The sequence below is a fragment of the Pseudomonas sp. YY-1 genome, assembly GCF_002843095.1.
Classification (GTDB): Bacteria; Pseudomonadota; Gammaproteobacteria; order Pseudomonadales; family Pseudomonadaceae; genus Aquipseudomonas; species Aquipseudomonas sediminis_A.
Map to the genome: position 1 here is coordinate 185,631 of NZ_PJLX01000004.1, position 14,904 is coordinate 200,534.

Below are 14,904 nucleotides of genomic sequence, written 5' to 3' on the forward strand. Positions count from 1 at the left end.
CGGGTCTCCTTAGTGAGCCACGGCAGCGGCGCCGTGCTCGTCGATCAGTGCGCCGGTGTGGAAACGGTCAATGGAGAACGGCTTGGCCAGCGGGTGCATCTCACCCTTGGCCAGGCTAGCCGCGAAGACGTGGCCCGAACCCGGCGTGGCCTTGAAGCCACCAGTGCCCCAACCGCAGTTGAAGAACAGGTTGTCCACCGGAGTCTTGGAGATGATCGGGCATGCGTCCGGGCTGGTATCGACGATGCCGCCCCACTGGCGGTTCATGCGCACCCGCGAGAGCACCGGGAACATCTCGACGATGGCCTGCAGGGTGTGCTCGATGGTGCCGTAGGAGCCACGCTGGCCGTAGCCGTTGTAGCCGTCGATGCCGGCACCGATGACCAGGTCGCCCTTGTCCGACTGGCTGATGTAGCCATGCACGGCGTTGGACATGATCACGCTGTCGATGATCGGTTTGATCGGCTCGGACACCAGTGCCTGCAACGGGTGCGATTCCAGCGGCAGACGGAAGCCGGCGAGCCCCGCCATGTGCCCGGAGTTACCGGCAGTGACCACGCCGACACGCTTGGCGCCGATGAATCCCTTGTTGGTCTCCACCCCGATCACCGCACCGTTCTGCTTGCGGAAACCGATCACCTCGGTGTTCTGGATCAGATCGACGCCCAGGGCATCAGCGGCACGTGCGTAGCCCCATGCCACGGCGTCGTGACGGGCGACGCCACCGCGACGCTGCACGGTGGAACCCATCACCGGGTAACGGGTGTTCTTGCTGCAATCGAGGTAGGGAATCTCCGCCTCGACCTGCTTGGCATCGAGCAGTTCGCCATCCACGCCGTTGAGGCGGTTGGCGCTGACGCGACGCTCGGCGTCGCGCATGTCCTGCAGGGTGTGGCAGAGGTTGTAGACGCCACGCTGGGAGAACATGACGTTGTAGTTGATGTCCTGCGACAGCCCTTCCCACAGTTTCATGGCGTGTTCGTAAAGCTGCGCGGACTCGTCCCACAGGTAGTTGGAACGCACGATGGTGGTATTGCGCGCGGTATTGCCGCCGCCCAGCCAGCCCTTCTCCACCACGGCGACGTTCTTCACGCCGAACTCCTTGGCTAGGTAATAGGCCGTGGCCAGGCCGTGGCCGCCACCGCCGACGATGATCACGTCGTACACCGGCTTGGGCGTCGGGTTACGCCACATGCGCTGCCAGTTCTCATGGTGGCTGAACGAGTGCTTGAACAGGCCGAAGCCGGAATAACGTTGCATGGGCATGCTCCAGGGTTCTACTCCCCTCTCAGCGTTACGCGAGAGGGGCCGAGAGAAAGGGTTGGCTTAGCGATACACCGGGTAGTCCGCGCACAGCCCGGCGACCAGCTTGGCCACCTGCGCCTCGACATCGGCATCGCCGAGGTGATCGAGGATGTCGCAGATCCAGCCGGCCAGCGCCTGGCACTGGGCGACCTTGAAACCACGGGTGGTGACGGCCGGCGTACCGATGCGGATGCCCGAGGTCACGAACGGCGACTGCGGGTCGTTCGGTACGGCGTTCTTGTTCACGGTGATGCCAGCGCGGCCGAGGGCGGCGTCAGCTTCCTTACCGGTCAGCCCTTGCTTGATCAGGCTGAGCAGGAACAGGTGGTTGTCGGTGCCACCGGAGACCACCTCGTAGCCGCGTTCGATGAACACCTTGGCCATGGCCTGGGCGTTGTCGATCACCTGCTGCTGGTAGGCCTTGAACTCCGGCTCCATGGCCTCCTTGAAGCACACCGCCTTGGCGGCAATGACGTGCATCAGCGGGCCGCCCTGGGCACCGGGGAATACGGCGGAGTTGAGCTTCTTCTCGATCTCTTCGTTGGCCTTGGCCAGGATCAGGCCGCCACGCGGGCCACGCAGAGTCTTGTGGGTGGTGGTAGTGACCACATCGGCGAAGGGAATCGGGTTCGGGTACAGGCCCGCCGCGACCAGGCCGGCGACGTGGGCCATGTCGACGAACAGCAGCGCACCGACCTTGTCGGCAATGGCGCGAAAGCGCGGGAAGTCGAGGGTCTTGGAGTAGGCAGAGAAACCGGCGACGATGATCTTCGGCTTGTGCTCGACGGCCAGGCGCTCGACCTCGTCGTAGTCGATCAGCCCGGTAGCGGTGTCCAGGCCGTACTGTACGGCGTTGTAGAGCTTGCCCGAGGACGACACCTTGGCGCCGTGGGTCAGGTGACCACCATGCGCCAGGCTCATGCCGAGAATGGTGTCGCCGGCATTGAGCAACGCCAGATAGACAGCGCTGTTGGCCGACGAGCCGGAGTGCGGCTGAACGTTGGCGTAATCGGCACCGAACAGCGCCTTGGCACGATCGATGGCCAGTTGCTCGACCTTGTCGACGTACTCGCAGCCGCCGTAGTAACGCTTGCCCGGATAGCCTTCGGCGTACTTGTTGGTCAGGCCGCTGCCCTGTGCTTCCATCACCCGCTGGCTGCAGTAGTTCTCCGAGGCGATCAGNGGTCAGGTGACCACCATGCGCCAGGCTCATGCCGAGAATGGTGTCGCCGGCATTGAGCAACGCCAGATAGACAGCGCTGTTGGCCGACGAGCCGGAGTGCGGCTGAACGTTGGCGTAATCGGCACCGAACAGCGCCTTGGCACGATCGATGGCCAGTTGCTCGACCTTGTCGACGTACTCGCAGCCGCCGTAGTAACGCTTGCCCGGATAGCCTTCGGCGTACTTGTTGGTCAGGCCGCTGCCCTGTGCTTCCATCACCCGCTGGCTGCAGTAGTTCTCCGAGGCGATCAGCTCGATATGCTCTTCCTGACGGCGTTCTTCCTGATCGATCGCCGCGAGCAACTCGTCGTCGTAACCCTGAATCTGATCCTGCTTGCTGAACATCTCGACTCTCCTGCAGCGCCTGTGGGCGGCGGTCTTGGACGGGCGGGCCGGCAAGGCCCTGTGCAGCGATGGTAGGGCCGCCCCTGCCCGCCCAAATGCCTGCCAACGCCGTGAGAGCATTCGTTTGCGACATGGTCTTGTCGCAATCAGGCGCGTCGAGATCAGTTCGCGGTTTTGCGCACAAATAACGGGGATCAAGCTGTGGATAAACCGTGCATACCGCGCGTCGCCCCAGCATCTGCAGGGGCTGCCGGGTCACGGTCATTTCCTGATCGATATCAAGCAGTTAACAATGCAGACCATACACAGAAGCGGTGGACTAGCCTGTGGAAAAGCTGTCAGCAGATGGCTGCCACCCCTGCCAGCGCTGCCGCTGAGGGTCGTGTTCGATATCCATACAGCCACGCCGACTCCCTGGCTTATCCACCAGCGACATGGGCGAGAGGCGAGGATCGGTTGGGGATATGCACAGAAGATGTGGATGAAACTGTGCATAGGCTGTTCGACGCAGGCGCGAAGCCAGAGCAGCCGGAGCTTGCCGAGATGCGGCTAAAAATCGAACAGGATCAAATAGATAGAGCAGGCTTGTGCACAAATACTGTGGGCGGCGCTGTGCATGGCCTGTGGAAACATGGCGCCGGGCCAGAGCCCATGGGGCTCCGGCGCCAGCGCCTGCTATTTGCTCAACGACGCCTTAAGGCTTGAGCTTGCCAGCACAGCTGCTGGAGGCATTCACCAGACGCTGCTGCATGGCAGGGTCAGGCGGGGATTGGCGGCTGATTTCCTGCAACTCGGCTTCGCTGAATTCCTTGCTGACGTTGGTCGCAGCGCAGTCGCAATAAGCACGCAGTTGTGGCTCCTCGTAGCCTGCCGGTGCGCCAGCAATGCACTGCTGAACGAATTCGGTCTTGGCATTATCCGACCACTCGGCGGCGGAAACGGGCAGCGCCACGGCCAGCGGCAGGGCAAGGGCGAGCAGGTGACGATAAGTCATGGGAAACTCCTTCTCTTGATTGCGGAGAGCGGATCGACTGCCGCCCTCTGGTAAGTGTGAACGCCAGAGCAAGCTTCAAGTTCCATCTGCTAGCCGAACGAGTGGCCACGAACCGACTTGGCAGTACGCTTCAGCGCAACAACTCGTCGCGGCGACGGACGCCTGACAGATAGCCGCAGGGTTAAAGTAGAGGCTTTCCCGGCAGACCCGCCGGCAGGTTTTTCAGAAGGAACGCGCCAATGCCCGACAATGCCCAGCAATTCGCCAGCGACAACTACTCCGGCATCTGTCCCGAAGCCTGGGCCGCCATGGCCGAGGCCAACCAGGGCCACCAGCGCGCCTACGGCGATGACGAGTGGACGGCGCGCGCTGCCGATCACTTCCGCCGCCTGTTCGAGACCGACTGCGAAGTGTTCTTCGCCTTCAACGGCACCGCCGCCAACTCCCTGGCCCTGGCCTCGCTGTGCCAGAGTTACCACAGCGTGATCTGCTCGGAGACCGCCCACGTCGAAACCGACGAGTGCGGCGCGCCGGAGTTCTTCTCCAACGGCTCCAAACTGCTGCTGGCCAAGACCGAGAACGGCAAGCTGACGCCGCAGGCGATCCGCGAAATCGCTCTCAAGCGTCAGGATATCCACTACCCGAAACCGCGCGTGGTCACCCTCACCCAGGCCACCGAAGTCGGCACTGTCTATCGCCCGGAAGAAGTCCGCGCCATCAGCCATGTCTGCGAGGAACTGGGCCTGCACCTGCACATGGACGGCGCACGCTTCTCCAACGCTTGCGCCTTCCTCGGCTGCAGCCCGGCCGATCTGACCTGGAAGGCCGGCGTCGATGTGCTGTGCTTCGGTGGCACCAAGAACGGCATGGCCGTCGGCGAAGCCATCATCTTCTTCAACAAGGCGCTGGCCGAAGACTTCGACTACCGCTGCAAGCAGGCCGGCCAGCTGGCCTCGAAGATGCGCTACCTGTCCGCACCCTGGGTCGGCATCCTGCAGGACGATGCCTGGCTGAAGTACGCCAACCACGCCAACCGCTGCGCGCAGCTGCTGGCCACCCTTGTCGAGGATGTACCCGGCGTAAGCCTGATGTTCCCGGTGGAAGCCAACGGCGTGTTCCTGCAACTGTCGGAGCCGGCCATCGCCGCCCTCACCGCACGCGGCTGGCGTTTCTACACCTTCATCGGCGCCGGCGGCGCGCGCTTCATGTGCTCGTGGGATACCGACGAAGCCCGTGTGCGTCAGTTGGCTGCGGATATCCGTGAAGTGATGAGCGCCTGAACGACGCCATGACGCACCTGTGGGAGGGGCTTTAGCCGCGACCGTAGCCCGGATGCAATCCGGGCTACGGACCCGTAGGGTGCACTGCGCGCACCAGCGCTCCCAGAACCAAGGTGGCGATCAATAGTCGATCGCCACATCCCCTTTCGGCACGCTGCAGCACGACAGGATGTAGCCCTCGGCCACATCCTCGTCGGTGATGCCGCCGTTGTGCTCCATCTCCACTTCCCCGGCGGTCTTCATCACCTTGCAGGTACCGCAAATGCCCATACCACAGGCCTTGGGGATATGCAGGCCAAGCTTGGCCGCAGCGGCGTGCACAGTTTCGCCAGGCACCACACGAATGCTCTTGCCGGTGCTGGTGAACTCCACCTGGTGTAGGTCAGCCAGCGGCACATCCGGCGCATCAGCGGCTTCGGCAGCCAGCTCCTTGACCTCGGCGCGAATCTCCGGCGGCGTCGGGCCGAAAGCTTCCTCGTGGTAGCGACTCATGTCGTAGCCAGCAGCCTCGAGCAGGCGCTTGATGGCGCTCATGTAAGGCGTCGGGCCGCAGCAGAAGATCTCACGCTCCAGGTAATCCGGGGCGATCAGCTCCAGCATCGGCTTGTTCAGGTAACCGCGATAACCGGCCCAGGATTCGCCCAGGCCGTGCTTCTCGCAGATCACGTGCAGGCTGAAGTTGTTGATGCGCGCCGCCATGTGCTCCAGCTCGCGCTGGTAGATGATGTCCTTCGGCGAACGGGCGCTGTGCACGAATACCATGTCGACATTGGCGTTGGTGTCGTAGAACCAGCGTGCCATCGACATCACCGGAGTGATGCCAACGCCGCCGGAGAGGAACAGCGCCTTGTCGGTGGGAAAGTCGATGGCATTGAACAGGCCCACCGGCCCATGCACAGGTACCTCGTCGCCTTCCTTGAGGTTGTCGTGCAGCCAGTTCGACACCTTGCCGCCCGGCACCCGCTTGATGGTGATGGAAAAGCTGTAAGGCACTGAAGGCGAGCTGGAGATGGTGTAAGAGCGCATGATCGGCTGGCCGTCGATCTCCAGCTCCAGGGTGACGAACTGCCCCGGCTTGAAGAAGAACAGCACCGGCTGATCAGCCATGAAGCAGAAGGTGCGTACGTCCCAGGTTTCCTGAATCACCTTGACGCAACGCACCAGGTGGCGGCCGTTGGTCCAGGTTTGCGTCGTAACCGGGTTGAGGAAGGCGTTGGTGCTCATGAACGGCTCTCCACGCGGCCGGATGTCGGCCCATATGCGACGAATTGTGCGAAAGGCCGCCGGCAGTCATTTATCTACCTGCGACATCCGCATGCTTATCGCGACCTGCCCGATAGCACGGGGCCTGGCGCGTCGGAAACAAATCTGGCCATGTCGCCCATGGATAAGGTTTTACCTTGTGCCGGCTCCACACTCCGCTCACCAAGCATGCACGCCCATTGCAGGCAGCAGCGAACGATCAAGACCTTGCGGCACATACCGTATCAGCCACTATTTCCGGCAGGCGCGAGGCGCCCGCCAATGAGGAGCCACCATGGACTGCACCCAAAATCTGAGCCTGGGCGACCCGCTGGAGCCCGCGCGCAAGGCTACTGCGCAGATGCTGCACGATCGCGACCGTACATTCTCCCTACCGCAGCCGTTCTACAGCGACGAGCGCCTGTTTCAGGTCGACATGCAGGAGATCTTCCACAAGGAATGGCTGATCGCCGGCATGACCTGCGAGATTCCAGCCAAAGGCAACTTCCTCACCCTGCAGATCGGCGACAACCCGATCCTGGTCATCCGCGGCGCTGAAGGCCAGATCCACGCCTTCCACAACGTCTGCCGCCATCGCGGCTCGCGCCTGTGCGTAAGCGACAAGGGCAAGGTGGCCAAGCTGGTCTGCCCCTACCACCAGTGGACCTACGAACTGGACGGCCGCCTGCTGTTCGCCGGCACTGAAATGGGCGCTGACTTCGACCTCAAGGACTACAGCCTGAAACCGGTGCAGTGCAAAACCGCCGGCGGCTACATCTTCATCTCCCTGGCGGAAAACCCGCCGGCCATCGACGAGTTCCTCGCCACCCTGGCGCACTACATGGAACCGTACGACATGGAGAACACCAAGGTGGCCGTGCAGACCACCCTGATGGAAAAGGCCAACTGGAAGCTGGTGATCGAGAACAACCGCGAGTGCTACCACTGCAACGGTTCGCACCCGGAACTGCTCAACACCCTGCTGGAATGGGATGACGTCACCGATCCGCGCGCCAGCCAGGCGTTCAAAGATCAGGTCGCCGAGTGCACCACTCGCTGGGACAAGGACAAGATCCCTTACGCTCACGCCAGCTTCGGCCTGCGCAACCGCATCGTGCGCATGCCGTTGCTCAAGGGCACCGTGTCCATGACCATGGACGGCAAGCAGGGCTGCAAGAAACTCATGGGCCGCATCACCGACCCGGACCTGGGCTCCATGCGCATCCTGCATCTGCCGCACTCCTGGAACCACTGCATGGGCGACCACCTGATCGTCTTCACCGTGTGGCCGATCAGCGCGCAGCAAACCATGGTCACTACCAAGTGGCTGGTGCACAAGGACGCCGTCGAAGGCGTCGACTACGACGTCGCCCGCCTGCGCCAGGTATGGGACGCCACCAACGACCAGGACCGCCGCCTGGCCGAGGAAAATCAGCGCGGCATCAACTCCACCGCCTACCAGCCAGGCCCGTACTCGAAGACCTACGAGTTCGGCGTGATCAACTTCCTCGACTGGTACAGCGAGCGCCTGCTCAACAACCTCGGCGACACCCCAGCACAATCGCTGCGCCAGGTAGCGGGCGAGTGATGACGCTCAGCCTGCTGGTAGTGATCGGGCTGGCAGCCTATGGCCTGCTGGCCTGTCGACCACAGCGCGACTGAAGCCGCTCAACACCTAACGGCGCCCCAACGAAAAGCCCCGCCAGATCGCTCTGGCGGGGCTTTTTATTTACAGCCGAGGCTAGTCGCTAAGCGTCAGGCCTTGTTGGCTTTCTTGGCAGCGCGGGTGCGCTCGCCTTCGTCAAGGATCTTCTTGCGCAGACGGATCGACTTCGGCGTCACTTCGCACAGCTCGTCATCCTGGATGAATTCCAGAGCCTGCTCCAGGGTGAAGCGAACCGGCGGCACCAGGGCGATGGTTTCGTCCTTGCCCGAAGCACGCATGTTGTCGAGCTTCTTGCCTTTGGTGGGGTTCACGCCCAGGTCGTTGTCGCGGCTGTTCAGGCCGACGATCTGACCGTTGTAGATTTCCTGGCCGTGCTCGACGAACAGCTTGCCGCGCGCCTGCAGGGTTTCCAGGGAGTAGGTCAGGGCCTTGCCGGTATCGATCGAGACCAGTACGCCGTTCTGACGGCCAGACATGCTGCCCGGCTTGACGGTGTCGTAACGGTCGAAGATCGAGGTCAGGATGCCGGCGCCGTTGGTCAGGGTCAGGAACTGGTTACGGAAACCGATCAGACCGCGAGCCGGGATGTTGTATTCCAGGCGCACGCGACCTTTGCCGTCCGGAGACATGTTGGTCAGGTCGCCCTTACGCAGGCCCATTTCTTCCATGACCTTGCCCTGGGATTCTTCAGGGATGTCGATGGTGACGTTCTCGAACGGCTCCTGCTTGACGCCGTTGACTTCACGGATGATTACTTCCGGACGGCCAACGCCCATTTCGAAGCCTTCGCGACGCATGGTTTCGATCAGTACCGAGAGGTGCAGCTCACCACGGCCGGATACCTTGAACTTGTCGGCGCTGTCGCCTTCTTCAACGCGCAGGGCCACGTTGTACAGCAGCTCCTTGTCCAGACGCTCTTTGATGTTACGGCTGGTGACGAACTTGCCTTCCTTGCCGCAGAACGGCGAGTCGTTAACCTGGAAGGTCATCGAGACGGTCGGCTCGTCAACGGTCAGCGGCTTCATCGCTTCGACGTGGTTGATGTCGCACAGGGTGTCGGAGATGAACAGCTGATCCATACCGCTGACGCAGACGATGTCACCAGCGGTGGCTTCTTCGACGTCTACGCGGTGCAGGCCGTGGTGACCCATCAGCTTGAGGACGCGGCCGTTACGCTTCTTGCCGTCAACGTCGATGGCAATGACCGGAGTGTTCGGCTTGACCTTGCCACGGGCAATACGGCCAACGCCGATGATGCCAAGGAAGCTGTTGTAGTCCAGTGCAGAGATCTGCATCTGGAACGGGCCGTCGAGGTCGACGTTCGGCGCCGGTACGTGGTCGACGATGGCCTGGTACAGCGGGGTCAGGTCTTCGGCCATGTCGGCGTGGTCGAGACCGGCGATGCCGTTCAGGGCGCTGGCGTAAACGACCTGGAAGTCGAGCTGCTCATCGGTGGCACCGAGGTTGTCGAACAGGTCGAAGATCTGATCCATGACCCAGTCAGGACGCGCGCCCGGACGGTCGATCTTGTTGATCACGACGATCGGCTTGAGGCCGGCTTCGAAGGCCTTCTTGGTCACGAAGCGGGTTTGCGGCATCGGGCCGTCCTGGGCGTCAACCACCAGCAGTACGGAGTCGACCATGGACATCACGCGCTCAACTTCGCCACCGAAGTCGGCGTGGCCGGGGGTGTCGACGATGTTGATGCGGTAGTCGTTCCACTTGATGGCGGTGTTCTTCGCCAGAATGGTGATGCCGCGCTCTTTTTCCTGGTCGTTGCTGTCCATCACGCGCTCGTCGTTGAGCTCGTTACGTTCCAGGGTGCCGGACTGACGCAGCAGGGCGTCGACGAGGGTGGTTTTGCCATGGTCGACGTGGGCGATGATGGCGATGTTGCGTAGATTTTCGATCACTGTGTGTATCTCGATCAGAGGATTCGGTGTGTCGCCCAGCCTGGACGACGAATATGAAGAAACTGGGATCAGCGAGCTGATCGGGGCACCTCTAAAAACGTAGGCGAGGCAGTCAGTGCAAGGCAGAAACAAGCGAAAAAGCGGAGTTTACAAGTTGTAAATGAGCATTTTGAGCTTGTTTTTAACGCAGCAATGACAACGCAGGTAGTTTTTAGAGGTGCCCCGGGTCGGGAGGGCGATGGCGGATACTTCCGCCATTGAGCCCCGGCGTTCTATGCCGGACGATAAACGCGCACATTGGCATGTCCCTCGCTCAGCAGATGGTGGGCGTGCAGGCGGCTCATGACGCCCTTGTCGCAATACAGGAGGTACTGGCGGTTCTCATCCAGTTCCTTGAATTTGTTGTTCAACGCATAGAAGGGCAGCGCCTGCACCTCGATGCCCGGCACGTCCAGCGGCTCGTCTTCGGCAGCGTCAGGGTGACGGATGTCGATGACGATCTGGCCAGCCAGCGCTTCACCTACTTCCTCGACCTGCACGTCCTTGCCCAACTCGTCGATCACGCGGTCGATGGGCAGTTGGGTGGCGCGCTCCAGGGCACGCTCGAGGATGGCCATGTCGAATTGGGCCTCTTCCCTCTCCACGCGATAGCCACGGGCCTTGGTGGTCGGGTTGACCGAGATCACGCCGCAGTACTCGGGCATGTTCTTGGCGAACTCGGCGGTACCGATCTGCGTGGCGGTGTCGATGATGTCCTGCTTGTGGCTGGCAATCAGCGGGCGCATCACCAGCATGTCGGTGGCCGAATCGATCACCGCCAGGTTGGTCAGGGTCTGGCTCGACACCTGGCTGATGGCCTCGCCGGTGACCAGCGCTTCGATCTGCAGTTTTTCGGCAACACGGGTGGCGGCGCGCAGCATCATGCGCTTGAGGATCACGCCCATCTGGCTGTTGTCGACCTTACCGAGAATCTCGCCGACCACTTCCTCGAACGGCACGCTGACGAACAGCACACGCTGCGAGCGGCCGAACTTCTGCCATATATAGTGCGCCACTTCCATCACGCCCAATTCATGGGCACGGCCACCGAGATTGAAGAAGCAGAAGTGGCTGACCAGGCCGCGGCGCATCATCTGATAGGCCGCGACGGTGGAGTCGAAGCCGCCGCTCATCAACACCAGGGTCTGTTCCAACGAGCCCAGCGGGTAACCGCCGAGGCCTTCGTGGCGGTTATGCACCACGAACAGGCGCTGGTCGCGAATCTCCATGCGCACTTCGACGTCCGGCTTCTTCAGGTCGATGCCGGCAGCGCCGCACTCCAGGCGCAGGCGCGAACCGACGTGACGCTCGACGTCGATGGAGGAGAACGCGTGCTTGCCACCGCGCTTGCAGCGCACAGCGAAGATCTTGCCCGGTAACTGGTCGGCGTAGTGACGCTTGCAGTGCTCGGTGATGTCGTCCAGATCGCCCAGCGGGTATTCATTGACCTCGAGGAACAGGCCGATGCCCGGCGTGTTACGCAGGCGTTCGGTCATCTCGGCGAGCAGCTTGGGATCGTCCAGATCGGTCTCGACCTCAAGGTTGTCCCAGACACCGGTCACCCGCAGTTCGGGGTCAAGATCGCGCAGCACGGAGCGAATGTTCTTCCCCAACTGGCGGATGAACTGCTTGCGCACCGGGCGGCTCTTGATGGTGATTTCAGGGAAAACTTTGACGATGAGCTTCATGAATAGAGCGCCCGCTTGGGGGACGAAAAAACAGGGGCGCGGATTATAGCGGAAATTGTTCAAGCTTTGACCAAAAATACTGCACCACCCACACAGCGCACCAAAATGGATCTTTTATGAAATTAAAGGCCCTTAAATGGTGCAAATATTTCCAGCGAATTGCCGTGCAGACGGCGCAGCACCTGAGTTTCGCGGCTTCTGCCCAATAAAGGGCACTGGCATGCAATTTGCTCCCTTGTGAGGCAGGTCGCCCTGGAGGACTATCCCGCCGGGCTTCACCGCATATTCAAGGCTTATCGATAAGAGCCTTTTCCACCTGGAGGACAACATGTCTAAGGCTGTTCAACTGATCAAAGAACACGACGTGAAGTGGGTAGACCTGCGCTTCACCGACACCAAGGGCAAGCAGCACCACGTGACCATGCCGGCCCGTGACGCCCTGGACGAAGATTTCTTCGAGCACGGCAAAATGTTCGACGGCTCGTCCATCCATGGCTGGAAAGGCATCGAAGCCTCCGACATGATCCTGATGCCGGTAGACGATACCGCCGTTCTGGACCCGTTCACCGAAGAGCCGACCCTGATCCTGGTCTGCGACATCATCGAACCGAGCACCATGCAAGGCTACGACCGCGACCCGCGCTCCATCGCCAAGCGCGCTGAAGAGTTCCTCAAAGGCACCGGCATCGGTGACACCGTATTCGTTGGCCCGGAGCCCGAGTTCTTCATCTTCGACGAAGTGAAGTTCAAGTCCGACATCTCCGGCTCGATGTTCAAGATCTACTCCGAGCAAGGCTCCTGGATGACCGACGGCGACGTCGACGGCGGCAACAAGGGCCACCGCCCGGCCGTCAAAGGCGGTTACTTCCCGGTTCCGCCGTGCGACCACGACCACGAAATCCGTACCGCCATGTGCAACGCCATGGAAGAAATGGGCCTGGTCGTCGAAGTACACCACCACGAAGTGGCCACTGCCGGTCAGAACGAAATCGGCGTGAAGTTCAACACCCTGGTGGCCAAGGCTGACGAAGTTCAGACCCTGAAGTACTGCGTGCATAACGTAGCTGATGCCTACGGCAAAACCGCTACCTTCATGCCGAAGCCGCTTTACGGCGACAACGGTTCGGGCATGCACGTGCACATGTCGATCTCCAAAGACGGCAAGAACACCTTCGCAGGTGAAGGCTATGCCGGTCTGTCCGAGACCGCTCTGTACTTCATCGGCGGCATCATCAAGCACGGTAAGGCCCTGAACGGCTTCACCAACCCGTCGACCAACTCCTACAAGCGTCTGGTTCCGGGCTTCGAAGCTCCGGTCATGCTGGCCTACTCGGCTCGCAACCGCTCCGCTTCGATCCGTATCCCGTACGTTGCCAGCCCGAAAGCTCGCCGTATCGAAGCACGCTTCCCGGACCCGGCTGCCAACCCCTACCTGGCCTTCGCAGCTCTGCTGATGGCCGGTATCGACGGCATCCAGAACAAGATCCACCCGGGCGATGCTGCCGACAAGAACCTGTACGACCTGCCGCCGGAAGAAGGCAAGCTGATCCCGCAAGTGTGCGGCAGCCTGAAAGAAGCCCTGGAAGAGCTGGACAAGGGCCGCGCGTTCCTGACCAAGGGCGGCGTGTTCTCCGACGACTTCATCGATGCCTACATCGAGCTGAAGTCCGAAGAAGAAATCAAGGTACGTACCTTCGTACACCCGCTGGAATACGACCTGTACTACAGCGTCTAAGCCAGTTTGCGCCGCCTCGTGCGGCGCACTCGAAAGCCCCGCCCGGCTCTGCCTGGCGGGGCTTTTTTATGGGCAGGCAGCAACACCATGCCCTGCAGGAGCGAGCTCTGCTCGCGAAACTCTTCAGGTAGCCAGGTTCGCGAGCAGAGCTCGCTCCTACGGCAGATCCGAGTCCACTTTTTGTAGCCAAACATCACAGCCATTGCGCCCTGCGCTTGCCAGGAACCGCCAGCAGTGCAAGGCTTAGCGCATCACCTGCGGAAGGATCGGCCCATGCGCCCGTTACTCGCCTGCCTGCTGCTCGCCCTGGCCCTGCCGGCCAGTGCGCAGATCTACAAATACACCGACGCCAACGGCAACACGGTCTTCACCAATCAGCCTCCAGATGGCACGGCCGCCGAAAGCGTCAACCTGCCGCCAACCAATACGGTGGAGATGCAGACGCCGAGCATGCCGGCGAGCGATGACAACACGCCAGCGCAGAGCGAAGCGCCCTACTCCGTACTGAGCCTCACCGGCATCCCTGACGACGAAGCGATGCGCGCAAACAACGGCACCTTCATCGTTGGCGTGAACATCCAGCCGCGCCTGCAGCCCGGCCACCAGCTACGGCTGATTCTCGATGGCGAGCCATACGGCCAGGCCAGCAATGTGCCGAGCCTGCAACTGACCAACCTTGACCGTGGCGCACACAGCCTCGCTGTGGCGGTCGTCGCGGGCGAACGCATCATCCAGCAGAGCGCCACCGAAACCTTCACCGTGCAGCGCATCAGCGTCAACAGCCCTGCCCGCCCACCGGTCACACCACCACGACCGACTCCGCGCCCAACCCCGAGACCGACGAACTGATCCCGATGCGTGCACTACTGTTTTGCCTGCTGCTCATCACCCAAGTCGTTTCGGCTCAGGTCTATACCTACATCGATGCTGAAGGTAACCGCGTTTTCACTGACAAACCGCGCAGCAGCAATGCTGAACGGGTGATGCTCGCGCCGTCCAACAGCGCGCAAATGAACCAGCCCCAATCCACAGTGCGCATGGCCCCGCCACCTGCCGTCACCAAGCCGACCGTGCACTATCAGGTACTGCGCATCCTCGTGCCGGAGCCGGACGCCTCGATCCACAACGGCTCCGGCGACATGATCGTCACCCTCAACAGCGAGCCGGGCCTGCTGCCTGGCCACAGCTACCGACTGCTGCTCGACGGCGCCCCCCAGGGCGAGATCAGCCGCAGCCCGGTCTTCTCCTTGCAGCACGTCGACCGCGGCACGCACCAACTGGTGGCAGAAATCATCGACTCCGCCGGCCTCATCGTCGAGCGCACGCCGGCACAGCCCTTCCACATGCACCGCATGAGCCTGGCGCAGAAGCGCAAGGTCAACCCGTGCAAGAAAGATGAATACGGCGTTCGCCCCGAGTGCCCGCTGAAAGACAAGCCCAAGGAAAAGGCCAGCATCCTTCCTTTCCTCTGAAAG

10 protein-coding genes and 2 pseudogenes are annotated in these 14,904 nt (G+C 61.7%); 5 read left to right on the forward strand and 7 right to left on the reverse strand.

Annotation, left to right across the window (positions count from 1 at the left end):
* Positions 1–9: 9 nt before the first annotated feature.
* The 4 genes and pseudogenes from CXP40_RS07690 to CXP40_RS07705 form a co-directional block, all read right to left on the reverse strand.
* The gene (locus CXP40_RS07690) at positions 10–1,260 is read right to left on the reverse strand and encodes a sarcosine oxidase subunit beta (protein WP_099525918.1); all 1,251 of its coding nucleotides are present in this window, start codon (positions 1,258–1,260) and stop codon (positions 10–12) included.
* Between the two features lie 66 nt (positions 1,261–1,326).
* Positions 1,327–2,487 (reverse strand): annotated as a pseudogene (glyA, locus tag CXP40_RS07695) (serine hydroxymethyltransferase); the annotation flags it as partial.
* A 1-nt stretch (position 2,488) separates the two neighbouring features.
* Positions 2,489–2,872 (reverse strand): annotated as a pseudogene (gene glyA / locus CXP40_RS07700) (serine hydroxymethyltransferase); the annotation flags it as partial.
* A 694-nt stretch (positions 2,873–3,566) separates the two neighbouring features.
* Positions 3,567–3,866: a hypothetical protein gene (locus CXP40_RS07705; RefSeq protein ID WP_099525919.1), complete on the reverse strand. Its 300-nt coding sequence runs from the start codon at positions 3,864–3,866 to the stop codon at positions 3,567–3,569.
* A gap of 239 nt (positions 3,867–4,105) precedes the next feature.
* Here CXP40_RS07705 and CXP40_RS07710 point away from each other — a divergent pair, with 239 nt between their 5' ends.
* Complete coding sequence (locus tag CXP40_RS07710) at positions 4,106–5,146, forward strand: low specificity L-threonine aldolase (RefSeq protein ID WP_106733299.1); 1,041 nt, start codon at positions 4,106–4,108, stop codon at positions 5,144–5,146.
* Between the two features lie 120 nt (positions 5,147–5,266).
* Here the strand turns inward: CXP40_RS07710 and gbcB are convergent, their stop codons facing one another.
* Positions 5,267–6,370 (reverse strand): glycine-betaine demethylase subunit GbcB, encoded by a 1,104-nt coding sequence (gene gbcB, locus CXP40_RS07715; RefSeq protein ID WP_106733300.1) that lies wholly within the window; start codon positions 6,368–6,370, stop codon positions 5,267–5,269.
* A gap of 313 nt (positions 6,371–6,683) precedes the next feature.
* Here gbcB and gbcA point away from each other — a divergent pair, with 313 nt between their 5' ends.
* Positions 6,684–7,976 (forward strand): glycine-betaine demethylase subunit GbcA, encoded by a 1,293-nt coding sequence (gbcA, locus tag CXP40_RS07725; protein WP_099525922.1) that lies wholly within the window; start codon positions 6,684–6,686, stop codon positions 7,974–7,976.
* Positions 7,977–8,143: 167 nt separating this feature from the next.
* On the opposite strand, the gene typA is transcribed toward gbcA, so the two are convergent.
* Entirely contained in the window at positions 8,144–9,967 is a 1,824-nt protein-coding gene (gene typA, locus CXP40_RS07730) for a translational GTPase TypA (RefSeq protein WP_106733301.1), read from the reverse strand.
* Between the two features lie 272 nt (positions 9,968–10,239).
* Positions 10,240–11,694: a tRNA uracil 4-sulfurtransferase ThiI gene (thiI, locus tag CXP40_RS07740; protein ID WP_106733302.1), complete on the reverse strand. Its 1,455-nt coding sequence runs from the start codon at positions 11,692–11,694 to the stop codon at positions 10,240–10,242.
* A gap of 328 nt (positions 11,695–12,022) precedes the next feature.
* Between thiI and glnA the strand changes: the two genes are divergently transcribed.
* The 3 genes from glnA to CXP40_RS07755 all read left to right on the forward strand — a co-directional run bounded on the left by glnA (position 12,023) and on the right by CXP40_RS07755 (position 14,901).
* The gene (gene glnA / locus CXP40_RS07745; protein ID WP_106733303.1) at positions 12,023–13,429 is read left to right on the forward strand and encodes a glutamate--ammonia ligase; all 1,407 of its coding nucleotides are present in this window, start codon (positions 12,023–12,025) and stop codon (positions 13,427–13,429) included.
* Positions 13,430–13,702: 273 nt separating this feature from the next.
* A complete protein-coding gene (locus tag CXP40_RS07750; protein WP_106733304.1) occupies positions 13,703–14,278 on the forward strand; it encodes a DUF4124 domain-containing protein in 576 nt (191 codons plus the stop codon).
* A gap of 5 nt (positions 14,279–14,283) precedes the next feature.
* Positions 14,284–14,901 carry a DUF4124 domain-containing protein gene (locus tag CXP40_RS07755; protein ID WP_106733305.1) on the forward strand — a complete coding sequence of 206 codons (618 nt, stop codon included), beginning with the start codon at positions 14,284–14,286 and terminating at the stop codon, positions 14,899–14,901.
* Positions 14,902–14,904 lie beyond the last annotated feature (3 nt).

Excerpts from the sequence above, each read along its gene's own strand:
- CXP40_RS07690 (WP_099525918.1), bottom strand. The coding sequence starts at position 1,260 with ATGCAACGTTATTCCGGCTTCGGCCTGTTCAAGCACTCGTTCAGCCAC.
- CXP40_RS07705 (WP_099525919.1), bottom strand. The coding sequence starts at position 3,866 with ATGACTTATCGTCACCTGCTCGCCCTTGCCCTGCCGCTGGCCGTGGCG.
- CXP40_RS07710 (WP_106733299.1), top strand. The coding sequence starts at position 4,106 with ATGCCCGACAATGCCCAGCAATTCGCCAGCGACAACTACTCCGGCATC.
- gbcB (WP_106733300.1), bottom strand. The coding sequence starts at position 6,370 with ATGAGCACCAACGCCTTCCTCAACCCGGTTACGACGCAAACCTGGACC.
- gbcA (WP_099525922.1), top strand. The coding sequence starts at position 6,684 with ATGGACTGCACCCAAAATCTGAGCCTGGGCGACCCGCTGGAGCCCGCG.
- thiI (WP_106733302.1), bottom strand. The coding sequence starts at position 11,694 with ATGAAGCTCATCGTCAAAGTTTTCCCTGAAATCACCATCAAGAGCCGC.
- glnA (WP_106733303.1), top strand. The coding sequence starts at position 12,023 with ATGTCTAAGGCTGTTCAACTGATCAAAGAACACGACGTGAAGTGGGTA.
- CXP40_RS07750 (WP_106733304.1), top strand. The coding sequence starts at position 13,703 with ATGCGCCCGTTACTCGCCTGCCTGCTGCTCGCCCTGGCCCTGCCGGCC.
- CXP40_RS07755 (WP_106733305.1), top strand. The coding sequence starts at position 14,284 with ATGCGTGCACTACTGTTTTGCCTGCTGCTCATCACCCAAGTCGTTTCG.